This is a genomic window from Winogradskyella sp. PC D3.3 (assembly GCF_054366245.1).
In genome coordinates this window covers 2,615,554-2,639,491 of the sequence record NZ_CM135962.1, presented here as the reverse complement: position 1 = coordinate 2,639,491, position 23,938 = coordinate 2,615,554, and the positions used below count along the sequence as shown (strand labels likewise).

Here is a 23,938-nt window from a genome sequence, read left to right as displayed (position 1 = left end):
AACGCACTTTAAAATGGAATGTATTTCAGTATTTGACATGCTAAAAATTGGCGTAGGGCCATCGAGTTCTCATACTTTAGGGCCATGGCGAGCCGCCGAACGTTGGATTAAAGAATTAAAAGCTAAAAAGCGTTTTGATAAAGTTGAAAAAATAACGGTAGATCTTTATGGATCTCTATCGCTAACAGGAAAAGGTCATGCGACAGACTTTGCTGTAATTTTAGGCTTAACTGGTGCGGATCCTGAGCGTATGCCTATTGAGGATATTGACACCATTATATCTGATGTTAAGACAAATCATGTTTTAAACTTGAATAATGAAAAAGCCATTCCTTTTGACTTTAAAACCAATATCGTTTTTAATCGAAAATCACTGCCATTTCATTCTAACGGCATGGTTTTTAGTGCCCTTATCAATGGTCGGAACTACAAATCAACCTACTACTCTATTGGTGGGGGATTTGTGGTACAAGAAGAGCGAAAAGAGTCTAAAGCAAACAAAATCATCTTTTATTGCACATTTCCTTACCCTGTAGCTTACGGAGAAGAACTTCTTAAATTTTGTGATCAATTGCAATTACCTATTTCTGGTGTTGTATTAGAAAATGAAAAATCGATACGCGATGAAGCCTCTATAGATTTTGAATTAAAACGTATTTGGGATACCATGCTAGAATGTATGTATGTTGGTTGTCATACGGAAGGCAATTTACCAGGTGGCCTCAATGTTAGACGTCGTGCTTATGATATGCATAAAAATATTATTGGAGATAACACCTACGACAATCCACAAGAGTGGCTTGAAACCATTAGAAAAACGGAAGTTAAATTCCGTCAGATTTTAAAATGGGTGAGCTGTTTTGCCTTAGCGGTAAATGAAGTGAATGCATCCTTAGGTCGTGTTGTTACCGCACCTACTAATGGTAGCGCAGGAGTTATTCCGTCTGTATTAATGTATTATTTAGTAATTGAAAATCATGATGCTGATTTTGAACACATCAAAAAATTCCTTTTTGTAGCTAGTGAAATTGGTAGTATTTTCAAGAAAAATGCCACTATTAGTGCTGCAATGGGAGGTTGTCAAGCAGAGATTGGAGTCTCATCTGCCATGGCTGCAGGTGCCTTATGTGAACTATTAGGAGGAACTCCTGAGCAAGTTTTAGTCGCTGCAGAAATTGCTATGGAACATCATTTAGGATTAACCTGTGATCCTATTGGCGGTTTAGTACAAATTCCTTGTATAGAGCGTAATTCTATGGGAGCAATAAAAGCCATCAATGCCGCTGAATTAGCTTTAGAAACAGATCCTAATAATGTAAAAGTGCCTTTAGACAAAGTGGTTCAGACGATGTGGGAAACCGCAAAAGACATGAGTTCTAAATACAAAGAAACTTCCGAAGGCGGTTTAGCTGTTGGTGTTAATCTGACAGATTGCTAAAACTAAAAAACCATTAGACTTTTTAATCGCTATTTAATTACAGATTTCATAGCATTTATAGTTAAGATTAGCTAGTAATTTAACAATTCTCAGTATTTTTACAATCCATTAAAAAATACACAATGTCAGTAGCAAAAAAAGAATACAAAAGAATTACCGTAAAGAGTCTTGTAGATATGAAATCTAGAGGTGAAAAAATATCGATGTTAACAGCCTATGATTATACCATGGCTAAAATCGTTGATGGTGCAGGTATCGATGTTATTTTGGTTGGCGACTCTGCTAGTAATGTTATGGCTGGTCACGAAACCACCTTGCCAATAACATTAGACCAAATGATATATCACGCGTCTTCTGTGGTTAGAGCTATTGATCGTTGTTTAGTTGTTGTTGATTTACCCTTTGGAACCTACCAAAGCGACCCTAAAGAAGCCTTACGTTCTGCAATTAGAATTATGAAAGAAAGCGGTGGCCATGCCGTTAAAATGGAAGGTGGAAAAGAAATTAAAGAATCCGTAAAGCGTATTCTTAATGCAGGAATTCCTGTTATGGGTCATTTAGGCCTAACTCCACAATCTATTTATAAATTTGGAACATATACCGTAAGAGCAAAAGAAGAACAAGAAGCCGATCAATTAAAAGAAGATGCTTTAATGCTCGAAAAAGCAGGTTGTTTTGCGATTGTTTTAGAAAAAATCCCTGCGGCTTTAGCTAAAGAAGTTGCCGACAGTGTTTCTATACCTGTAATTGGTATTGGTGCTGGAGATGGTGTTGACGGGCAAGTACTTGTTTTACACGATATGTTAGGAATGACACACGAGTTTAACCCGCGCTTTTTACGTCGCTACATGAATCTTTATGAGGAAATGACTACAGCAATTTCACAGTATGTTGATGATGTAAAGACTGAAGATTTCCCTAATGATGAAGAACAATATTAGTAAGCAGTAAGCAGTAAGCAGTAAGCAGTAAGCAGTAAGCAGTAAGCAGTAAGCAGTAAGCAAAATTAATTTTCAATGAATTCGTGAGTCATAATTCTAATAAAATCCTTTCTAATAAAAACAATCTTCAAGTACTTCATGAAGACAACCACATCATCGTGGTTAATAAACGTGCGGGAGATATTGTACAAGGAGACAAAACCGGAGACAAACCTTTAAGCGACGTTGTAAAGTCGTATTTAAAGGATAAATACAATAAGGAAGGTAATGTCTATTTAGGCGTTGTTCATCGTTTAGATAGACCAACAACCGGTATTGTGATGTTCTCCAAAACGAGTAAAGCTCTACCAAGATTAAATAAGCTTTTTGCAGAAAAAACAGCAAAAAAAACCTATTGGGCTTTGGTAAAAAACCAACCTCCAAAAACAAATGACACCTTAACCCATTGGTTAAAAAAAAATCCGAAAAACAATAAATCTACAGCTTACATTAAAGAAGTGGATGGTAGCAAAAAAGCTATTCTTCATTATCAAGTAAAACAAAAATTAGATAATTTTTATCTCTTAGAAATCGATTTAGAAACCGGTAGACATCACCAAATTAGAACGCAATTAGCATCAATAGGCTGTCCAATAAAAGGCGATTTAAAATACGGGTTTGATCGCAGTAATAAAGATGCTAGTATTAGCTTACATGCCAGAACCCTAAGGTTTATGCATCCTGTAAAGAAAAAAGAGGTGTTTATTACAGCACCATTACCTAATGATGCTCTTTGGAACGCTTGCAATGTCTAAATTCCTTTGTAAGGATATTGTATTGAAAGGACTGTACCTTTTTCTAACTGTGATTGTAATTGAAATTCCGCATTTAACAAATCAGATCGTGTTTCCATATTTATAAGTCCTGATCCTTTTTTAGCTTGCTCAACATCAAATCCGACTCCATCATCTTCTAGATTAATCTTTAAGACCTGTTCCTGATAATCTATAGTTACATTTAAATTTTCAGCTTCACCGTATTTTAAAGTATTAGAAAAGAACTCTTGTAGAATTCTAAACAAAATAACTTCATCTCTTTTATTTTCAAACTTCACCCTGTTACCCGTAATAGACAAACTAGATTGCACTAACCCGGTTTTATTTATACGCTCTAATTCATTTTTAACCGTAGCCTCAAAACCTAAATTAAAAATAACGTCACTATTCAATGATCTAGAGAGCGCTCTTACTTCATCTAAAGACTCCTTTAACGCTGAAGCAGCATTATCTATTTTTGCTCTAGTTTCATCCTTTACAACAGAAGCCACTGCGTTCATTTGCATGGTTGCCAACACAAGTCTTTGACCAACATTATCATGAAGTTCGCGTCCAATATGCTTTAAGGTTTCTTCTTGAATTTCACGTTGCGTTTTCACAAGCTCAGCATCAAATTTTCGCTGCTGTTTGAGTTTATCTAATAGTAATTTGTTTTTACGTTTTTGGAATACAACAAAGAAAATAATGATTAAACCACTAATCACAATTAACACACCAATCATGTAAACTAGCAGATAGCGCTCTGCGTCTGAACTTACTTTTGGGGTTCTGGCTTGCAACATATAAGAGCTATTGATAATGTTAGGTAAAAAATAACGTTAACAGATAAATAAATTTGATATTTTAAAATGATAAAATTCCAATCTGCAGTTGAAAAATATATTTCATAAAAAACCATTGGTCCTAGCAGTAAAGACCAAAAAAAAATAGCAGAATTAATATAAAAGTAAATGGATTTATAGAAGTAAATCACTTTTTCACTTTGAAGAATATCAACCAAATAAATACAAACAAAAACAAAAACGGCCCAAAGGCTTAAAATCATTAAAAATGGATTTATTATTAAAAACACCTTTTCAAAATTAATAATAAAGTAAAGTACAAACAAACTGCTATAGGTAATATAAACATACAGCATCGTCTTCTTAAAAATAGGTTTCTTTATGATGTTATAATTTACATATGAAATAAAAGACACTAGTGCAAAAAACCAAAATATAGTAAACCACCAGTAGTTATTTTCAATTAAAGTACCTTGAATTAAATGATAATACCCAATTCTATATAAAAAATCAGGGTACCCTCCCACTAACTCAACAAAAAAAACATAAATCAGAAAATACACTAAGTATTTAGCAACTGAATGCTTATACTTTTTGTAAAAAACAATTCCTGTTAAAGCGGCTATAAACTCTACTACTAATGTAATTAAGCCGTAATATTCCTTTAAAAATTCCTGCATTTAATTTATGCCTATTGAGGATATTTAGCTTTAGGTGGACGCCCACTATTCCCCATATCTAATCCGTCAGAACCTTCTAAATCATTACCTCTGTCTTGCAACGAAAAAACACTTCCTTCTGCAGTATTACTGTAGCCCGTAGGTACAAAAAACAATGTCGTTAAGCCTTTTTCTTCTTTTGTATCAGGGTGAGCGCCTAAATACAAACGCAATCCATCTAAGGTATATCCATTATCTTTAGCTTGCTGCTTAGCATACTCTAAGTACTGCTCAATGTCTTCGATCTTGTACCATGACGATCTATTGTCACCTGTCTTAGACCCTTTAAATAACGAATCGCTTATAATGGTGTAACGCTGATCGTAAGCGTTATCTAAGGTTTTAATTTGTTCTGGTGTAATGACACCTAATGGTGGCTTAATCGTTGGTGGTTTAGTTGACATATCTTGATTATTTTTAAAATAGAAATACATAGCTAAAGCTCCTAATATAATTCCTAGGATAAGTAATCCGAATCTTCTCATAGTAAAGGATTGATTTTGTTAAAAGTAGTTGTAAATTATCAATTATATTTAATATACAAAACATTTTCTCATATTAAAAACCATTCCATCTTATTTTCAAGCCATTACCTCAGTTGTTCTTACCTAAGATAGCCATCCGTTTTCTAGATGACTGCAGAATTTAGAACAACAATGGTTTGACTACCTCGCATTAAACGGATAAATAGTCTCGATAGGCGAAGCTTTATCATTCCTAGTGAAATTAGAAACACTAAAACAACCACTCTTATCTCTAACTAAAAATCACACAATTGTTTTTTTTATCCTAATCAACATTGCCCTTCTATAAAAGTATAGAATCCCTTTTTTAATACCTAAATCATGTTTATATCGAAAGTGGAATGCATTTCTTTATTCTTAATTTATAACTCTTCAAATTTTGAAATTAGAGAAAATTTTATCGTAGCAACGACTTAATAAAACGAGATCTATTTTATATTGAATAATCCCATCTAAAATACCTCCAAAACACACTAAAATTTCGGCCATTTTTTTTAGTTAAATTAGGGCTTGTTTTCCATCTATAATAACTGGTCATTTTCATCATCAAAACTTGCAATCATGTTATGTTTGAAACTCCGTTTTTAATCGAGTTAAACGAAGTATAAAATCACAACAATTCAAACCACACAAATAGCTTCAAAATTAAACTTAATAATTTCAAATTTAAACACCTTATTTTTCTTCAAAAACAAATCTAATTCCTAGTAGAATTCTCGTTACAACACAAAAACAAATTAAAATCATCAAAACACAATAACACCTTCTCAATTCGGATTCTACACATACTGTTTCGGGTTAAAAAACCCACTATTGACATTATCAATAGTCAAAATCTAACGCCTTAAAATTGAAATAAATACACAAACTAATTAAACCTTATCTTTAATATATATAATTTAATTTAACACTTTAACTAAAGCACCAATACAAAGTCCGCTTTACCCATAAACACCAACCTTTTTTTTTTCACAAACTAAACAGTCAGCGCATTCCAAAATCTAAAATAAAAACCATCATTATCACATTGGTTTTTAATACTTTTTTTACCCAAATTAGACGATAATCACACCTACATTTACCCCTCCTACAACAGTTATTTTCAACAACACTTCCACTGCATTATCAAGCTTGTTTTTCCTTAGCTTAATCATAATCAAAATAGACTCCAAAAAACCTCTTATTTTTTAAGATCATATCACCTCTTTTTTCCACCTGATATTACAAATAAAATCACTGATATAAACACCACGTTTTAAACAAAAAAATAATTCACCAAAACACCTTCTTCATTCACCAATTCACACCACAAACAACACCTACTAAAGCATCTATTTTTTTTTAGCCACCAATAAATCATTTATCAATAGAATTCAAAGCATAGATCGCAAAACTACCAAGCCAATGCCCTCCCTCATAACCATCACCAACAATACTCGGCAAAGAATAATTAATATGTTTATTCGCTAAATTCTGAAGATGCTGATACTCAGATAAGCCCTTTGCCACATAATTCAAACTCCATGCTCTCGAAAAATTCACACCATCAAGATGCACCAACTTCCCGTCTGTTCTATCAGAAACTTCGCCAACCGACCAGTCAAAACTTTCATCACTAAGCTCTGGCAAAAAACCACCAATCCACACTTTAAAATCCTCAACAGACAACACACGCTTCATCAAAGCAGCCTCCTCTAAACAAGGAGACAAAAAATCAAATCCACTAGGCTCCCATTCTATCGGACAATCCTGATCCTCTTTATAAAAATCTTTAGCTCTATTTTCTATCAACACCCTTAACTCATCATGCCCTACAGCAACAGCATAATCATAAGCAAAACTCAACCCAAAAGCCGTATTCGAGTGCTCACCTACCCTTATCGGGTAATTTAATTTAGGCAGAAATTCCAAATATTTCCGAACAATCAAATCTGTCAATGGCTGCAAATTCACCTCCAACTCTTCTGCTACCACTGAACCATTCCACGTATGCAACTCTTCAGCCAATTTAAGCAACCAAGCCCAACCATAAGTGCGTTCAAAAGACGTATTATACTGCCCTTCAAAATAAAGCAACTCTTGCGCTATATTCTCCTTAGAGATATTTTGAAGTAATTTTTGCTGAATCTCATCTTTACGCTCCAAATTCGGAAACTGTTTTAAAAGCGACACCAAACTCCAATGCCCATGAACCGCAGAATGCCAATCGAAACACCCATAAAACGCCGGATGCAATTCTTTTGGTGTTTTTAAATCTGACGCAGCACCTATTGTTTGATTAAGTTTATTAGGATACTCCATATCCATACAATGCAAGGGTAATTGCGCCAAACGATTAGCTTGTTCCAAGTTTAAGCTAGGTCCTTTCACAACACTAACCTCATCAGAAACAACCACAACTTCACCCCTATCCTTCTCTCTATTATTACAACTAAAAACAATTAGGATAACAATTAAAATATATTGATTTTTCATGAATTATTTTAAACTACAAAATTAAATAAACAACACTAACGTATTGTTTACAAATTATTAATACAAAATTATAAACTTAACCTAACCAACCTTCACGATCTAAACTACGATATTGAATTGCCTCGCTTATATGCGCTCCCAATACCCTATCCGATCCTTCTAAATCAGAGATTGTTTTAGCTACTTTCAAAATTCTATCGTAAGCTCTTGCCGATAAATTTAAGCGCTCCATGGCCGACTTCAAAAGCTGCATTGACGCCTCATCCAACTTACAATATTCGCGAATTTGCTTGGTACTCATTTGAGCATTATAATGCACGTGATCTAAATCTTTAAAGCGTTCCGTTTGCCGCTCCCTAGCTTTAGTAACCCGCTTCCGAATTTCAACTGACGATTCCCCTTTTCGCTCATCTGCTAGTTTTTCAAATGGCACTGGTGTCACTTCAATATGAATATCAATACGATCTAATAACGGTCCAGAAATCTTACCCAAATACCGTTGCATTTCCGCTGGGGATGATGTTATTGGCGCATCGGGATCATTAAAATAACCACTCGGACTCGGATTCATACTCGCCACTAACATAAATGATGACGGATACGTAACGGTAAATTTGGCTCTAGAAATCGTCACCTCCCTATCCTCAAGAGGTTGACGCATCACTTCTAAAACTTCGCGTTTAAATTCTGGCAATTCATCTAAAAACAAAACACCATTGTGCGATAAGGATATTTCACCCGGCTGCGGATAACTTCCGCCACCTACGAGCGCAACATTAGATATGGTGTGATGAGGACTTCTGAAGGGTCTTTGTGCCATTAATCCAGAATGTTCTTTTACCCTACCCACAACAGAATGAATTTTTGTTGTCTCTAAAGCTTCATGTAAGGTCATTGGCGGTAAAATACTAGGCAAACGCTTTGCCAACATGGTTTTCCCAGAACCTGGCGGACCAATTAATATAATATTATGCCCTCCAGCTGCTGCAATTTCCATACAACGCTTAATAGACTCCTGGCCTTTGACATCTGCAAAATCGAACTCCGGAAAATCTAGATTTTTATAAAATTCATCTCGTGTATTAATAATGGTTTGCTCCAAAGGCTCACCCTTATCAAAATAATTGATGACCTGCATGATATTTTCAACACCAAACACTTTTAAATCATCTACGATAGCAGCCTCTTTACTGTTTTGGACTGGGAGAATAAACCCTTTAAAACCTTCCTCTCTTGCTTTTACCGCAATTGGCAAAGCCCCTTTTAAAGGCTGTAAGCTTCCATCTAAGGACAATTCTCCCATTATAAGATAATCCTCTATATTTTCAGCTTTAATTTGATTAGACGCTGCCAAAATACCAATTGCCAAGGTTAAATCGTATGCCGAACCTTCTTTTCGTAAATCGGCAGGAGCCATGTTTATTGTAATCTTTTTTCCAGGAATGCGATAACCGTTATTTTGAAGTGCAGCTGCAATTCGATAATTACTCTCTTTTATGGCATTATCAGGCAACCCCACTAAATGATACCCAACTCCTTTATCTACATTAACCTCAATGGTAATTGTCGATGCCTCCACTCCAAAAACGGCACTAGCGAAAACTTTTTTAAGCATGAATAATTAGTTTTTCTAAATGTAAGAAAACCAACGCAATAAAAAAATACCTTCAAAACACAATAAGCTATAACTCACTGAACACCTTTATTGTTAATGTTTTTTTTTATAGATTTTTCACTACCTAATTCAGCTTTTATAAAATACACCCGCTCTAATAAACCAGAAGAAAAATGCATTGTTTAACGAAAACTATTGTAAATAATTAATAAACTACGTTTGGTTAACAAACTCTAAAGCACGTTTCTCGTTATAATACAAATTCTTTTTACCTACAAACCCAACATGTCCTCCATATTTTGGCATTTCTAAAAAGACATTTGGACTCTGTTTAGCTTCTTTTACAGGATAACATTCAGCTGATAAAAAAGAATCATTAAGTGCGTTAATAATTAAAGATGGTATTTTTATATTTGGCAGGAATTGTAAGCAACTAGCCTTATCATAATAATCTAAAGCATCCTTAAAACCATGTGCTTTTGACGTATAAACATCATCAAAATCAATTAAAGTTTTAATTGAATCAAAATCCGTAAGCGAAATATTATCAGGGAATTGTTCCAATTTTGGTTTCAACTTATCTTTTAAATGCGCTAAAAATCGAATCGCGTAATGTTTATTTTTAAAACTTAATAACTCTCCACAAGAGCCTTTTAAATCACAAGGAGTAGACACTGCAATAACCGACTTTAATTCCGTTGGAAGCGCTCTTCCTTCACCTACATATTTTAAAACCATATTAGCACCTAAGCTTATACCTTTGATATAGACTTCATCATATTGTCCTTTTGATAATACATGCTTTACCGCAGCGTCTAAATCTTCGGTTGCTCCAGAATGATAACTACGAAATAAGAGATTAGGCTCACCACTACAACCTCTAAAATTGACCGCAACAGCATCGATACCATTGCTATTAAAGTACTTTGCTGTTCCCGTAATATAGGGTCGTTGCGCATTACCTTCTAAACCATGTAAAAGAATAATAATTTTGTTCGATTTTTGTTGCGCATAACTCCAATCTAAATCCAAGAAGTCGGTATCTGGAAGTGTTATGCGTTCTCTAGTTTGATCTACCCCATCAACTTTTCGAGCTAACCCAGAAAAAACGGTTGACACAAAGCTTTTCTTAGCCCAGAATGGCGGTTTGTAGGTTGATTCTATTATTGGCATTCTTTTAATATTTCCTATTTATAGATTCGCGTTAGTTAGAGTGTCACGACTTTTTCTTCGGGATGTATCGAGAACTTTTTAAAGGATTACTCTACAAAAAACCTCTCGATACAATTTCTCATGCTTCGAAATCACTCGAAGTGACAACTATGTTGTAATTGTTGTATATTATTTAAGCACAGTAAACTCTATAGATGAATCATTAAAGACTTTATGTGTTTGCTTTTGAAAATCCGCTTCCTTGGCTTCAAATATGTTATCGACATACGTCTGTGGATTCGCATCTATGTAAGGAAAGAACGTACTCTGAACTTGCACCTGGATCTTATGTCCTTTTTTAAAGGTATGAAATACATCTTGCAACTTTAGATTCACTTTTGTCTTTTCGTTTGGCACAAAAGGCTCTGGGTTAGACATGTTATTTCTAAAACGTCCTCTTAAGACTTCACTTCGCACCATCATATGGTAATTACTCAATTTTAAATGATCTTGAACATCGTCCGTGTTTTTAGTATCCGCAGGAAACACATCAATCACTTTTACAATCCAGTCTGCTGCCGTTCCTGTTGTTGAAACGTATAACTTTGTTAGAATATCACCCGCTAATGTAACGTCCTCTTCTAAGATTTCTGTTTCAAAAGTTAGCACATCTGGTCGCCTTGACGCAAAACGCTGATCGTCTGTCATAAATTTACGAGGTGTAAATCCAACTCCAATATCCTCAGTATAGGGCACAGGTTTTTTAGGATCACTTATAAATTCTGATGCCCCATACGTTTTATTAGGTTGCTGTGTTAAGTGCTCATAAGGCTGCATGTAATAACTTTCCTTCGTTGCATTTTTAGGAGGCCAAACGTCAAACGATTGCCATTCTTTTGTACCTGTATTAAACATGTGCGCTTCAGCTAAATTAGTATCTCCATTAGCGTCTCCTTTTAAGAAATGATTAAAGAACTTCGTTTCAATATTTTTCTGAAAATAATCTGAGATACTGTCTCCAAAATGGATATTCCCAACCACTTGTCTTTCACTATTTCTAGCCCAATCCCCATGACTCCAAGGTCCGAAAACAACAGTGTTATAGTTGTCGCTATTTTCTTCAATGCTTTTATACGTATTAAAAGGTCCATATAAATCTTCAGCATCAAACAAACCACCAACAATCATCGTCGCCGGTTTAATGTCTTTTAAATGCTGAATAATACCTCTACTCTGCCAAAAGTCATCATAAGTAACATGGGTTTTAATTTGCTCCATAAACACATTAGTACTATCATAAAACTTATTCAATTTACTTAAAGGTGTATGATCTAAGAAAAACTGATGTTGATCTTCGGTTTCAAAATCAGGAAGATTATACCATGATTCAGTAGTCGTTTTATCCTTCATAGCTCCAAATAAAGCTGTGGCTCTCCAATAACTCAATAAAAAAGCACCATTATGAATAAAATCATCAAAAAAGAAATCACCGATACAGGCTTGTGGCGATACTGCTTTCAAAGCTGGATGCGCATCCAACAGGGAATACGTTGCATAAAACCCAGGGTATGAAATGCCGTAAGTCCCAACTTTACCATTATTGTTTTCAACATTATTTATCAACCATTCAATAGTATCGTAAGTATCACTTGCTTCATCAGTTTGAGTTCCTGTTTTGTTTGGAATATAAGCACGCATATTATCATAAACCCCTTCACTATTCCAACGCCCACGCACATCTTGATACACCATAATATTACCTTCTTCCATCAGATATTTATTTGGTCCTATTTTAGATTTGAATTCGTCCTCACCGTAAGGCCTACAACTATATGGCGTACGCATCATTAAAATAGGATATGTTCTCGTTGTATCTTTTGGCGAATAAATAGAGGTATGTAACTTAATTCCGTCACGCATCGTTATCATAACCTCTTTCTTGGTGTAATAGTCCTTAGGATTGTAAACTGCCTCAACTGCAATTTCCGAAACCTCATTAATAGTATAATTTTCAGCAGGTTTACAACTTGCAAGTGTGATAAAAATTAATAAAAAAAGCGTAATTCTTTGGAATATCATGTGGGTTGAATTTTAATAGTTCTAAGGTAGTTAATTTTGAACATCACACCTGTCAGGTTTTAGAAACCTTACAAGATAGATTGGATTTTAAGAAACTTCAACTGAAGTAAACTCGAACTTTCCTCCATCAAAAAGTCCTTTATCACTTAATTTTAATGCCGGAATCACCAATAAGGCCATAAACGACAAACTCATATATGGCGCATGAAGGTTGCTTCCTAATTGTTTGGCCATTTTATCTAATTCGGAATATTGCTTTCCTATAACGTCAGCATTTTTATCACTCATAATCCCTGCTACAGGAAGTGCTACTACTTTTTGTTCCGCATCTGAAACCGCACAAATACCACCTTCATTTTCTATTAATAAGTTCACAGCTTTACAAATAGCCTCATCTGAAACACCAACAGCAATAATATTATGAGAATCATGACCAACAGAACTCGCAATTGCGCCTTCCTTTAATCCATAATTTTTAATAAATGCTATTGCAGGTTGATCGTTTTGATAGCGATTCACAACAACCATTTTTAAAACGTCCGTTTCTACATTTGACACTAAATTTCCGTCTTCAATTGTAGAATTTTCAATGATCTCATTAGTCACCAACTCACCGTCTAGACACTCAATGACTCTAATTTGTTTTGCCGTTGACTCGAATCTAAAATCAGAAACTTCCTTTTTATTGGTTTTAAAATTGTTTAAATTCTGAAAATCAACATGTTTAATTTTTGATACTCCATTATCGTAAACCAATTCTCCATTAATATAGGTTTGAAGTGTTTTAAAAGTTTTTAAATCTTCAACAACAATACAATCGGCAGCATCACCTACATTAAGTAAACCAACCTCTAAATTATAATGCTTTACAGGATTGACACAAGCCGCCTGTAATACTTTAAAAACATCATTACCTTTAGCAACAGCCCTTGCACAAACTTCATTTATATGCCCTAATAACAAATCATCAGGATGCTTATCATCAGAACAAAACATCATATGCTCATAATGCTCGTCTAATAAATCAATAAGTGCGTTAAAGTTTTTAGCAGCACTCCCCTCTCTTATAATAACTTTCATACCTTTTTGAAGTTTCTCTAAACCTTCATCATAAGTAAAGCATTCATGGTCTGTTGAAATCCCTGCTGAAATATACTTTGTTAAGTCGTCACCACGTAATCCTGGCGCATGACCATCAACTGGTTTATTGTAATGTTTGGCCCATTCTATTTTCTTAAGCACTTCGGCATCATCATAAATGACTCCGGGGTAATTCATCATTTCAGCCAAATACTTAATATCAGGATTCGCCATTAAGGTTTTAATAGCATCAGAATCAATCACTGCTCCTGCCGATTCAAAACTCGTCGCTGGCACACAAGAAGGTGCTCCGAAATTGAATTTAAAAGGGGTTTGCTTTCCATTTTCAATCATAAATTCCACACCTTTTACCCCAAGTACATTGGCGATTTCGTGTGGGTCTGAAACCGTAGAAACGGTTCCGTGATTTACAGCAATTTTTGCAAATTCACTTGGCACCAACATTGAACTCTCGATATGAATATGTGCATCTACAAATCCTGGTAAAATGAAATGATTTTCTTCGCAATCCTTTTCTACGATAGATTCAATTTTACCATTTTTAATAGTCACTTCTCCTTTGTAGATGTTTCGATTTTGAATATCTACGATGTTTCCTTTTAATATCAAATTGTCTGTTTTAATTTATTATAAACCCATTTAGAACCCTATAAAAAAATATACCACAAATAATTAATCCTTAACCATCTAAAAACCATTTACTTAACTTCAACTTTAATTATATTGTTAGTTTTTTTTGTCACTTTAAATCGTTCGTCAGCACGTTTTCCAACGACCCAAACGACTTTATTATCGGACGTTAATAACCAGGTATTTTCTTTTTCAACCAAAGACTGCTTTTCATCCTTAAGGTATTTACTCAACTTCTTTTTACCAGCCATTCCGATAGGTTGAAACACATCTCCTTCTTTCCAAAGTCTTAATTCTAATGGAAATTTTAAGAGGTCCTTATCAAGATAAATTACATGCTTTGATGTATTCGAAATACAATCTACTTCAGCAAAAGTCAATTGCCCTATGAATGTCTCTATTTTACGCGTATCTTCAGTTATAAAAACAACGTCTTCGCTTTGCTCAAAATCACCCAAATCAGTTAATATTAAAAACTCGCGATGCTTAATTAAACGATGTGAATTCGATTTTACCAATTTCCCAGATTGTGCATCTAGTAAATCGACGATATCATTCCATTCTGTAAACCCATAGTCTTTAAACAATTCAAACAAATAGCCCTTAGGATTATTAAGGGTTTTAAATTCTGAAATTTTATAGCTTACACCATAATCATCAACAGAAGCAATAGCGCGTTCAGCAAAGTTATTCAAGTTGTCTTCTATGAGACTTGCCGTATCAATAAGATTAGAAATGGTATTTTGAAAGCTTTCTAATAATTGTGGATTGATTTCTTTCAGGATCGGAACAACTTCGTGTCGTAATTTATTTCGTAAATATTTTCGCGACGCATTACTAGCATCTTCTCTCCACAAAATGCTTTCCTGTTTTGCAAAAGCTTCAATTTGCACTCTTGAAAACGGCAACAAAGGCCTTACAACATTACCATTTAGCATCGGAATTCCAGTTAAACCGTTTAAGCCAGTTCCTCTTGTGAAGTTTATTAGGAACGTCTCCAAGTTATCATCTGCATGATGTGCTGTAAGTATATAATCGAAATTTAATTGTTCTGCGAGTTCTTTAAACCAATCGTAGCGCAATTCGCGCGCTGCCATTTGAATAGAACGCTTGTTTTCATCAGCATAAGCCTGAGTATCGAAATTTTGAATAAAAACTTCAACACCCAACGTTTCTGCTAATTCTAAAACAAAGTCTTCATCAGCATTACTTTCCGCTCCTCTTAAATTGAAATTACAATGTGCAAGAGAATAATTTAGGTGTAACCCATGACATAAATGCGCCAAGGCAACACTATCTATTCCTCCTGAAATAGCAATGAGTATTTTGCTTTCATTTAAAAATGAAAGGTTTTTAGTAATATGATTTTTAAATTCTTTCCGCACTCCTCAAAGGTATTGAAATTATTCATTTTCTCAGAGATACAAAGAATCAAAGTTTTAAGACTTCTACACTATAAACTCTGATGTTAAAATGACATTTATCATATCAACCTGTTTTCTTTTTATTTAACTTTAAATGAATTTAAAATTACTAGGTCATGAGTGTAACAAAAAAACCAACAACAGAATCTGCACGTAATACCTTTGACAAAAAGGTGCTTTCGGCTTTACCACATTTACACCCTTACGTCAAACACAGAATTTATATTGCTGAAACCTTAGGAATTCTACCAAAAAACATGTTTTCATCTAACGGTATTATTGACGAGAGTATTATTCTACTTTACGATAACGGTTTTAACGTTGATGCCGAACCTATGACTGTAAAACTTGAGCTATTTAAGCTTGTGGATAATTACATGAATGTGTTATTTAAAAACGAAGCACATCACAAAGACACCATTAGTACCGATGACTTACTTAAAAAAGAATTATCTAAACTTAACGAAGATTACACCGTTGATGCCGACTTTGATTTTATTTTAAACACGGAACTCAACGATATTTCTTACCATCAAAATGACAATGACACCTTACAGCTATTTGCTGATAAAGAGACCTCTATTTTAAATGCTTTTGAAGTCAAAGATTTATCTACAAAACAATCTCCAAAAGTATTCGACAAACTTTATCATTGGCTGCCCTTTAACGTCTCAAACATTATGGATTTATACATTTTTGGGAAATTAGATTTTGAAGCTATTGCTAAGATCAAGAAGATTGAGCAAAAGCGTGTTGAAGCGATTTTTGATAAGGTTAAACGGACTTTTAGACGGCATATTGAATAATGATAGTTTATTAGTTATCAGTTGATTAGTTGTTAGGATAAATAAACTATTATTTAGAGCTGCATGGAGATGGCACTTCTAGATTTTACTTAATGATTAAGTGAATACTCTTGTTTAACATTCGATGAAAAGTTCAAAATAAACAGTTAATTATCTAAAAACTACGATTGTGACTAAATGCTATTTCACAGTGCTGCACATAAAAACCATGAAGACACACAGAGCCATTGTGATAAATGATTATGTGAATAGTTGGTTTGAAATTTGAGAAATACTTAAAAACTATCCTTCTAGAGCTTCACGCATTGCTTTGGCTTTAATTAAACATTCCTCGTACTCTTTAAGAGGGTCGCTTTTCGCAGTGATGGCACCACCTACAGAATAAGAAATGTATTTTTTTGTTTCGTTGTAGAGAATACTTCTAATAATTACATTAAAATCGAAATCTCCATTTGGTGCAAAGTAACCAACAGAACCCGAATATAAACCGCGTTTTGTTTCTTCCAAGTTTTCAATGATTGTCATAGCAGAAATTTTTGGAACACCTGTCATGCTTCCCATCGGAAAAGTAGATTTTATAATATCTACAGCATTGGTTTCTGGTGCGACTTTAGACTGAACTGTTGAAATCATTTGATGGACTTGTAAAAACGAATACACTTTACAAAGCTCCTTCACCTCTACACTTCCTTTTGTAGCCGTGTGCGATAAATCATTTCGCACCAAATCTACTATCATTACGTTTTCGCTACGTTCTTTTGGGTCTTTTAACAACGCTTCAATTAATTCTAAATCTTCAACGTCATTTTCAGAACGTTTGGCTGTTCCTTTTATGGGCTGAGAAATTACAGTCGTTCCGTTCTTTTTAATATAACGCTCTGGAGACGCAGACATCATATATTTATCTTCAAACTTTAAGAAGCTAGCAAAAGGTGGTTTCGAAATCTCATTCAATTTCTTAAACGTTTCTAGCGGATTTATCTCACTGTCTTCAGCATAAAACTCTTGACAAAAATTAGCTTCATAGATATCTCCTCTATGGATATGTGCTAACATTTTTGTGACTTTATCGAAATATTCGTCTTTGTGAATTCTTAATTTTATTTTTATTGGATTAAAACGCTCCAACGTCTCTACTGCGCTCGAAGAGACACAAGTATTAATAGATATTATATCATCTTCAATCTCATCTTCAACCATGTTGAGGTATTGAATTTCAACTTGGTTATCTTTAAATAAAAAGAGCTTTTTAGGTTGAAAGAAATATAAATCCGGAAATGCTAAGCCATCAAAATTCTGAGAGTTTAGCGATTCTGTAGTGTTTTTTAAATCGTAAGTGAGGTAACCAAAAATCCAATCCTTAGTCGATATTTGGTAGTCTTTTAAGCGTTCAAAAGCATCAAAATAATCAGTTTTAATGGCCGTGAAAGCATCTACCGCCAAAACCGCATCATAATTACTGTATTGATTGTTATGGTTATTTGAATCTAACCAAACAACATCGTTAAATTGCTGACTCCAAAGCAATAATTGTGCTTTAAAATTATCCGTGTTTTTAGGCTGATAATAGGTTGTTGTTCTCAAGAGTATACTATATTCGTTGTAAAAATAATGAGAATACTTCTTAATTACATCATATTTGTATATTTCTAAAAACAAAAAACAATGTTCACTTTAAATAACGACTTACTTCAACTAACCATAACATCTAAAGGTGCTGAATTATGCAACATCACTTCTGTAAAAAATAAAACTGAATTTTTATGGCAAGCTGATTCAGAAATATGGGGAAGTCACGCCCCAAACTTGTTTCCTATTATTGGCTCTATGAAAGAGGACCATTACACTTACAACAACAAAATTTACGCGATGTCAAAACATGGCTTTGCAAGACATAATGATCAGTTTATTATTAAAAGCCAAACAGAATCAAGCATTACGTTTTCATTAACATCTAATAAAGCACTATATGCAATTTATCCTTTTTTATTCGAACTTGAAATCACATATACCCTTTCTAACAACAAACTAACCATTCAGCATGACGTTACAAGTTTAGATCATAAAACACTTTACTTTTCTTTAGGAGGCCATCCTGCGTTTAATTGTCCACTATCAAAAGATGAAAATTATACGGATTATTATCTAGAATTTGACCAAAACGAAAATAGCCAATCTTATCTTTTAAATATGGATAATGGCTTGCTAACGTCTAAAACCATACCTGTTTTTACAAACGGTAACAAGATCAATTTACACCCTGATTTATTTAACGAAGATGCTTTAATTTTTAAAGATTTAAAATCGAGGATAGTCAGTTTAAACCATAAAACTAAAGGAAAAGTAGTTACAGTAAGCTTTAAAGATTTTAAACAATTAGGGATTTGGGCAAAACCAAATGCTCCTTATGTCTGTATAGAACCATGGTTAGGTATTGCTGACAATGAGACAACAAATCAAAAAATAGAAACCAAAGAAGGCATTATAAAACTATCAGCTCATTCTAATTTTAGCGCGAGTTACAGCATAGAAATTAATAAAAATCATTTAGCATAAATCGTTTACATCACTTTAAATGCAATTATATACTGGTGCTTTTATTGAACTAAAATGTCTCATTGTATAAAAGTATATTATTTTGCCTCAAAGAAATAAAACCACAGCATGAATCACCAAATTTTCAAAGACAACACTTCATTTTACCTACTTATAGTCCTAGTCTTTATAACGCAATTTACGTTTGCTCAAGACAACAACACCTATTCCTTACTATGGAAAATTGAAGGGAACAACTTAGAGACACCATCGTACTTATTTGGGACCATGCACATCGATGATGCTAGAGCATTTAACTTTAGTGATGCCGTAATGCCTGCTATTAAAAGTGCTGAATATTTTGCTTTAGGCGTGAATCCTGATTCTTTAATGGAGGCCATTTCGTACATAGCCATTGTTGGTCCGATAAACAAAGTAACTCAAAACACTGCGTTCAAAATGTTTGATTCTTAAACTTATTGGGACGAATATGATGACGACTGGGAAGCCAAAATAGATGTACTAATTGCAGATTTTTTAGAGTTGTAGAAATAATTATCTATTTACAACTATCTTTGCACCTTAAAACAGAAACGTGACTTTTAACGACCTTAATTTAAATACACCATTATATAACGCTTTAGACGACTTAGGATTTACAACTCCGACTCCGATCCAAGCAGAATCTTTTAATGTGGTTGCCGCAGGTAAAGATGTTGTTGGTATTGCACAGACAGGTACAGGAAAAACTTTTGCTTACATGTTACCAATACTAAAAAACCTTCCGTATTCAACACAAGAAAACCCGAGAGTTTTAATATTGGTACCAACAAGAGAATTAGTGGTACAAGTCGTAAGTGAAATTGAAAAACTTTCAAAATACATTAACAATCGTGTATTAGGAGTCTATGGTGGGACTAACATAAACACACAGAAGCAAGCCGTTGCCCAAGGACAAGACATTATTGTTGCAACACCTGGGCGATTGTATGATTTAGCTGTGAGTAGAGTTTTACAGTTAAAATCTATTCAAAAATTAGTCATTGACGAAGTTGATGTTATGTTAGATTTAGGTTTTAGACATCAACTCTTAAATATTTTTGACATTCTCCCCACTCGTCGCCAAAACATTATGTATTCGGCTACAATGACTAAGGATGTTGATGATTTAATTACTGATTTTTTCAAAAATCCTACCAAAATAGCGATTGCTGTTTCGGGTACACCTTTAGAAAACATCAAACAAGAACGCTATGATGTTCCTAATTTTTATACCAAAGTCAACTTATTAGAACATCTACTTCGCGATAAAGAAGAATTTTCACGTGTCTTAATTTTTGTTGCCTATAAGCGCATGGCCGACCGTCTTTTTGACCAATTAGAAGAGTTATTTCCTAATGAATCATGTGTTATTCACTCCAATAAAACCCAAAACTATAGATTACGAAGTATTGAGCAATTTAGAGAAGGTGAAAACCGTCTATTAGTTGCCACAGATGTTATGGCCAGAGGTTTAGATATTGAATCTGTTTCGCATGTTATTAACTTTGACACACCCGATTATCCTGAAAACTACATGCACAGAATCGGTAGAACTGGTCGTGCTGAAAAAGAAGGCCATACCATTCTTTTTTCTACAGCAAGCGAACAACAAGGATTAGAACGCATTGAGGAATTAATGCAAATGAAAATTGATACGCTTACGATTCCTGAAGATATTGAGATTTCAACTGAATTAATTGAGGAAGAGCGTCCGCAAATAAGAGAGCGAAACAATCCTATTAAACGACGTGATGAAGATGCACCAGGGCCTGCTTTTCATGAGAAAAAGGAAAAAAATCAAAAAGAAAATTTAGGGGGATCTTATAAATTCAAAATCGCAGCAAAATATAAGAAACCCAAAACAAAGGGTGATAAAAACTACAACAGAAGGAATAAAAAATAGGGTTTTCTATTCTAATTTAAGATAGTCATCACAATGTCTATTATAATCTAAACACAAAATCTCTAAAGTTTCTAGAAGTAAGCTATTCAACTCTTTATTATTAGGTTTTATAGCATAGGCGAGTTTAAATTCGGAATAGGCACCAGATATTCTACCTTTATGTAATCTATTTTTACCAGATTTAAGTAAAAATATAAAAGCATCATTATCTTTCTGAATAGCCAAAGCCAATTCATATTGATGTCGTTTTTTAGAATCTTCCAACCATTGTGGTATTGATAAGGCAATTATCAATACCATAACTACGAAGAGGACAATTCCAAAATTATAACTTCCCTCATTATTTGAATATTGTAGTTTAAATTCTCTGCTATAGGTAGGAACTTCTGTAAATGAGCCTTTTCGCTGCATAGAATAAGGTTTACGCGGACGCATCCCGTAAATCCATTTCTGCAAGCCTAAACCCATGTATCCCATAACACTACCTTTGTATTATAGGTCGTTAACTAGCAGGTTTTGTTACAGATAAACGCAGTATTACTAACTAAAAAGACCTACTCGATTTTAAAATCGAGCAGGTCTAAAATTCTTATAAGATAATCTAAAACTTATTGTACACTTACCGCTTTTAAGGAATCTAATTCACGCTGTAAAGCATCAATCTTATCTGTATTATCCTCAATCTTTGGAATAGACATTAATGAATCCATTTCTCGCTCTATAATATCTTCATCGTTTATTTTTTCATTATAAAAATAACCAATCCCTTCACTAGCTCTCCAAGCTTCATTTAACTGATTATACACTTCCTCATCCCAAGTACTCGGATGTTTTACATCAATCCAAATGACATCTCTGTATTCACTATCAATCAATACTAAATCTGGTGTTGCAGAACCATCAAATTGTTTGGCATCCGTTGAACTGATTGATGAAATAGTTCCTAAGAAAAACATCCGTTTTCTTCCTGCGATTTCTTTTATGTAAGGTCTAAACTCTACTGGTGTACTTGCAGTCCAATCGTATTCTTTTTTAGATTCCTTTACTTTTAATGGCATCGCAGAAACACCAGCATAGCCTTGCTTTTTAGTGGCATGATCGTAATAGTATAATTTATCAGTGCCATCGGCTGGGACAAATACACTATAACTTAGACTGGTACGCTCATCACCTACTGGCTCTAGCCCAAACCAATGATATAATCCACTATAAGCATCACTATTTGAACCCGAAAAATCGAAATCAGTAACATAGGGTTGTTGATTTTGGTCTTTTGGCATCATAGGAATTTTTACTGCCGTTTTCATATTCCATGGTAATGGATCACTAAATCCTCCTAAGAATTTTAACGACTCTGCTTCAAGTTGAGACACCTTTTCAGACAAGGTATTTTGTTTCATTAAGAACGGATAGTTTTTAATCTCATCAGGACTTACATAAGTGCCTTTTCCTATTAAGATGCGCTCCAAGTAGTCATTAAAATCGTGTTCCCCATTTTCAATAATCATTACCCCTCCGAAAGTTGGATATGGAAAGAAAAAGCCCTTCCATTTAATTAAGCTCACCACTTGCACCCATTTTCCATCATCATTCTTCATATAGAAAGTGTCGCTAGGTTCATGGTTAAACAACATCCATGGATTAAAGCGTTGTACAACGGCATTATACGTGTTTCTACTAAATTTTAAAGACTCCCCAATTGAAAAGGTAACTTCGACACGGTTTTCATTAGAAAAACGAGGAAATGGCGTAGTACTACTTACAGCAAATACCTCTTCTGTGTTATCGCTAATACGCTGCATCACATATTTTTCACTAGGCTGAATAGCCATTGTCCATTTATTTTGATTATCCACTCTTACTAAATGCGGTAATGATACATCTTTAGTTTCTCCAACACTTTCATTTGCCATAGAAAAGATATTTCTTAAAGGCTGAATACGTTCATTTTGCGTTAATGGTAACTCGTTTATTTCAACCTTATCAAGACTATTAAACACATTATACGTTTTCATATAATCATACATTTTATAATGCCAACCGACAACATATACGATTCCGAAAAAAATAATGAGCAAGGCCAAAATACCTAAGCGACTACCGACACTCGCTGATTTCCTAAATTTACGCAAACCAAAAAAAAGAACGAACCCACTAACTAATATAACAAAAATATATTTTCGCAGAAATAGCAAAACAGGTTGATAATCGTCTCTAAAAAAGAACAATAAGATTAATAATAGTAACACTACAAAAATGGTGATTCGTTTTTGTTTACCTCCTTTATTCCAATATGATTTTATCATAGTATCAGTATCAATTTCTCATTGCGAGGCTGACTATTTTTTCAACTCTAGCAATCGGTTTGTTTTATAAGTATTAATCCTTTTTACGCGAAGCACTCAGACTTCACAACGTGTTACAACTACATTAGCCCCTTATCTTTCAATCGGTCACGTGCACTTGTTTTTTCAACTTCAGGTTTAGATTTAATTTCTTGTTTCACTTCTGTTTCAATCTTAGCATCTTTTGATTCCAAATCATGAATAAAATCTTTTCCTTTTTCAACAGTATCCTTAACAGCATCTAAAAGCGAATCACTTTTTTCGTCAATAACCTCTGATGATTTAAATACAAAATTAGCCAAATACGTCCCTAATAAGGTACCAAATATACTAGATGCGAATAATGATATGGTTGCTAAATCAATAGGAATTACAAATCTAACGACAACAATTCCAACTAAAAAAAGCACTCCAATATAAACCAAACGCATTAAAAAAGACTGCTGATAGAGAAATCCTTTTGTACTACTATTAGGCATCTGCAGCTCCTTAGAGTAAAATAACTTATTGAAAAAACGGTATATTTTGTTGCTTTTAGATTCGCGCCAATACAATACAATTCCAAAAAGTATGGCAGCAATAAAAACTATTATTTCGAGTGACATCATAAAC

19 protein-coding genes are annotated in these 23,938 nt (G+C 34.0%); 7 read left to right on the top strand and 12 right to left on the bottom strand.

Features of this window, described 5'->3' with window-relative positions; genetic code table 11:
- Window positions 1-13: 13 nt before the first annotated feature.
- From ACXGSQ_RS11570 to ACXGSQ_RS11560, 3 genes are all read left to right on the top strand, one after another.
- Window positions 14-1,438, top strand: a complete 1,425-nt coding sequence (locus ACXGSQ_RS11570; protein ID WP_458626335.1) for an L-serine ammonia-lyase — start codon at window positions 14-16, stop codon at window positions 1,436-1,438.
- A gap of 122 nt (window positions 1,439-1,560) precedes the next feature.
- Window positions 1,561-2,379 (top strand): 3-methyl-2-oxobutanoate hydroxymethyltransferase, encoded by an 819-nt coding sequence (gene panB, locus ACXGSQ_RS11565; protein ID WP_458626334.1) that lies wholly within the window; start codon window positions 1,561-1,563, stop codon window positions 2,377-2,379.
- An 83-nt stretch (window positions 2,380-2,462) separates the two neighbouring features.
- Window positions 2,463-3,173, top strand: a complete 711-nt coding sequence (locus ACXGSQ_RS11560) for an RluA family pseudouridine synthase (protein ID WP_458626333.1) — start codon at window positions 2,463-2,465, stop codon at window positions 3,171-3,173.
- On the opposite strand, the gene ACXGSQ_RS11555 is transcribed toward ACXGSQ_RS11560, so the two are convergent.
- The 8 genes from ACXGSQ_RS11555 to tilS all read right to left on the bottom strand — a co-directional run bounded on the left by ACXGSQ_RS11555 (window position 3,170) and on the right by tilS (window position 15,656).
- A complete protein-coding gene (locus ACXGSQ_RS11555; protein WP_458626332.1) occupies window positions 3,170-3,976 on the bottom strand; it encodes a sensor histidine kinase in 807 nt (268 codons plus the stop codon). The genes ACXGSQ_RS11560 and ACXGSQ_RS11555 overlap by 4 nt on opposite strands.
- A gap of 691 nt (window positions 3,977-4,667) precedes the next feature.
- Complete coding sequence (locus tag ACXGSQ_RS11550; protein WP_458626331.1) at window positions 4,668-5,180, bottom strand: hypothetical protein; 513 nt, start codon at window positions 5,178-5,180, stop codon at window positions 4,668-4,670.
- Window positions 5,181-6,575: 1,395 nt separating this feature from the next.
- Window positions 6,576-7,694, bottom strand: a complete 1,119-nt coding sequence (locus tag ACXGSQ_RS11545; RefSeq protein WP_458626330.1) for a DUF2891 domain-containing protein — start codon at window positions 7,692-7,694, stop codon at window positions 6,576-6,578.
- Between the two features lie 76 nt (window positions 7,695-7,770).
- Window positions 7,771-9,309 (bottom strand): YifB family Mg chelatase-like AAA ATPase, encoded by a 1,539-nt coding sequence (locus ACXGSQ_RS11540; protein WP_458626329.1) that lies wholly within the window; start codon window positions 9,307-9,309, stop codon window positions 7,771-7,773.
- Between the two features lie 213 nt (window positions 9,310-9,522).
- Entirely contained in the window at window positions 9,523-10,482 is a 960-nt protein-coding gene (locus tag ACXGSQ_RS11535; RefSeq protein WP_458626328.1) for a YheT family hydrolase, read from the bottom strand.
- 168 nt (window positions 10,483-10,650) lie between these two features.
- Window positions 10,651-12,540 (bottom strand): CocE/NonD family hydrolase, encoded by a 1,890-nt coding sequence (locus tag ACXGSQ_RS11530; RefSeq protein WP_458626327.1) that lies wholly within the window; start codon window positions 12,538-12,540, stop codon window positions 10,651-10,653.
- An 87-nt stretch (window positions 12,541-12,627) separates the two neighbouring features.
- Window positions 12,628-14,250 carry an adenine deaminase gene (gene ade / locus ACXGSQ_RS11525; RefSeq protein ID WP_458626326.1) on the bottom strand — a complete coding sequence of 541 codons (1,623 nt, stop codon included), beginning with the start codon at window positions 14,248-14,250 and terminating at the stop codon, window positions 12,628-12,630.
- Window positions 14,251-14,339: 89 nt separating this feature from the next.
- Complete coding sequence (gene tilS / locus ACXGSQ_RS11520) at window positions 14,340-15,656, bottom strand: tRNA lysidine(34) synthetase TilS (protein WP_458626325.1); 1,317 nt, start codon at window positions 15,654-15,656, stop codon at window positions 14,340-14,342.
- 155 nt (window positions 15,657-15,811) lie between these two features.
- Here tilS and ACXGSQ_RS11515 point away from each other — a divergent pair, with 155 nt between their 5' ends.
- Window positions 15,812-16,501 carry a hypothetical protein gene (locus tag ACXGSQ_RS11515; RefSeq protein ID WP_458626324.1) on the top strand — a complete coding sequence of 230 codons (690 nt, stop codon included), beginning with the start codon at window positions 15,812-15,814 and terminating at the stop codon, window positions 16,499-16,501.
- A gap of 282 nt (window positions 16,502-16,783) precedes the next feature.
- Here ACXGSQ_RS11515 and ACXGSQ_RS11510 read toward each other — a convergent pair whose 3' ends face one another.
- Complete coding sequence (locus ACXGSQ_RS11510; protein WP_458629354.1) at window positions 16,784-18,085, bottom strand: anthranilate synthase component I family protein; 1,302 nt, start codon at window positions 18,083-18,085, stop codon at window positions 16,784-16,786.
- 81 nt (window positions 18,086-18,166) lie between these two features.
- On the opposite strand from ACXGSQ_RS11510, the gene ACXGSQ_RS11505 reads away from it, so the two are divergent.
- The 3 genes from ACXGSQ_RS11505 to ACXGSQ_RS11495 all read left to right on the top strand — a co-directional run bounded on the left by ACXGSQ_RS11505 (window position 18,167) and on the right by ACXGSQ_RS11495 (window position 20,981).
- On the top strand, window positions 18,167-19,057 hold the full coding sequence (locus ACXGSQ_RS11505; protein ID WP_458626323.1) for an aldose 1-epimerase family protein: 891 nt from the start codon (window positions 18,167-18,169) through the stop codon (window positions 19,055-19,057).
- Between the two features lie 108 nt (window positions 19,058-19,165).
- Window positions 19,166-19,510 (top strand): TraB/GumN family protein, encoded by a 345-nt coding sequence (locus tag ACXGSQ_RS11500; RefSeq protein ID WP_458626322.1) that lies wholly within the window; start codon window positions 19,166-19,168, stop codon window positions 19,508-19,510.
- Between the two features lie 121 nt (window positions 19,511-19,631).
- Entirely contained in the window at window positions 19,632-20,981 is a 1,350-nt protein-coding gene (locus ACXGSQ_RS11495) for a DEAD/DEAH box helicase (RefSeq protein ID WP_458626321.1), read from the top strand.
- Between the two features lie 6 nt (window positions 20,982-20,987).
- Here ACXGSQ_RS11495 and ACXGSQ_RS11490 read toward each other — a convergent pair whose 3' ends face one another.
- The 3 genes from ACXGSQ_RS11490 to ACXGSQ_RS11480 all read right to left on the bottom strand — a co-directional run bounded on the left by ACXGSQ_RS11490 (window position 20,988) and on the right by ACXGSQ_RS11480 (window position 23,934).
- Window positions 20,988-21,458 (bottom strand): hypothetical protein, encoded by a 471-nt coding sequence (locus ACXGSQ_RS11490; protein WP_458626320.1) that lies wholly within the window; start codon window positions 21,456-21,458, stop codon window positions 20,988-20,990.
- A 131-nt stretch (window positions 21,459-21,589) separates the two neighbouring features.
- On the bottom strand, window positions 21,590-23,287 hold the full coding sequence (locus tag ACXGSQ_RS11485; protein ID WP_458626319.1) for a hypothetical protein: 1,698 nt from the start codon (window positions 23,285-23,287) through the stop codon (window positions 21,590-21,592).
- Between the two features lie 119 nt (window positions 23,288-23,406).
- Window positions 23,407-23,934, bottom strand: coding sequence for a hypothetical protein (locus tag ACXGSQ_RS11480; protein WP_458626318.1), 528 nt, complete (start codon window positions 23,932-23,934; stop codon window positions 23,407-23,409).
- Between the last annotated feature and the right edge of the window lie 4 nt (window positions 23,935-23,938).

Coding starts and splice junctions, on each gene's coding strand:
- ACXGSQ_RS11570 (WP_458626335.1), top strand. CDS start 14: ATGGAATGTATTTCAGTATTTGACATGCTAAAAATTGGCGTAGGGCCA.
- panB (WP_458626334.1), top strand. CDS start 1,561: ATGTCAGTAGCAAAAAAAGAATACAAAAGAATTACCGTAAAGAGTCTT.
- ACXGSQ_RS11555 (WP_458626332.1), bottom strand. CDS start 3,976: ATGTTGCAAGCCAGAACCCCAAAAGTAAGTTCAGACGCAGAGCGCTAT.
- ACXGSQ_RS11550 (WP_458626331.1), bottom strand. CDS start 5,180: ATGAGAAGATTCGGATTACTTATCCTAGGAATTATATTAGGAGCTTTA.
- ACXGSQ_RS11545 (WP_458626330.1), bottom strand. CDS start 7,694: ATGAAAAATCAATATATTTTAATTGTTATCCTAATTGTTTTTAGTTGT.
- ACXGSQ_RS11540 (WP_458626329.1), bottom strand. CDS start 9,309: ATGCTTAAAAAAGTTTTCGCTAGTGCCGTTTTTGGAGTGGAGGCATCG.
- ACXGSQ_RS11535 (WP_458626328.1), bottom strand. CDS start 10,482: ATGCCAATAATAGAATCAACCTACAAACCGCCATTCTGGGCTAAGAAA.
- ACXGSQ_RS11530 (WP_458626327.1), bottom strand. CDS start 12,540: ATGATATTCCAAAGAATTACGCTTTTTTTATTAATTTTTATCACACTT.
- ACXGSQ_RS11515 (WP_458626324.1), top strand. CDS start 15,812: ATGAGTGTAACAAAAAAACCAACAACAGAATCTGCACGTAATACCTTT.
- ACXGSQ_RS11505 (WP_458626323.1), top strand. CDS start 18,167: ATGTTCACTTTAAATAACGACTTACTTCAACTAACCATAACATCTAAA.
- ACXGSQ_RS11500 (WP_458626322.1), top strand. CDS start 19,166: ATGAATCACCAAATTTTCAAAGACAACACTTCATTTTACCTACTTATA.
- ACXGSQ_RS11490 (WP_458626320.1), bottom strand. CDS start 21,458: ATGGGATACATGGGTTTAGGCTTGCAGAAATGGATTTACGGGATGCGT.
- ACXGSQ_RS11485 (WP_458626319.1), bottom strand. CDS start 23,287: ATGATAAAATCATATTGGAATAAAGGAGGTAAACAAAAACGAATCACC.
- ACXGSQ_RS11480 (WP_458626318.1), bottom strand. CDS start 23,934: ATGATGTCACTCGAAATAATAGTTTTTATTGCTGCCATACTTTTTGGA.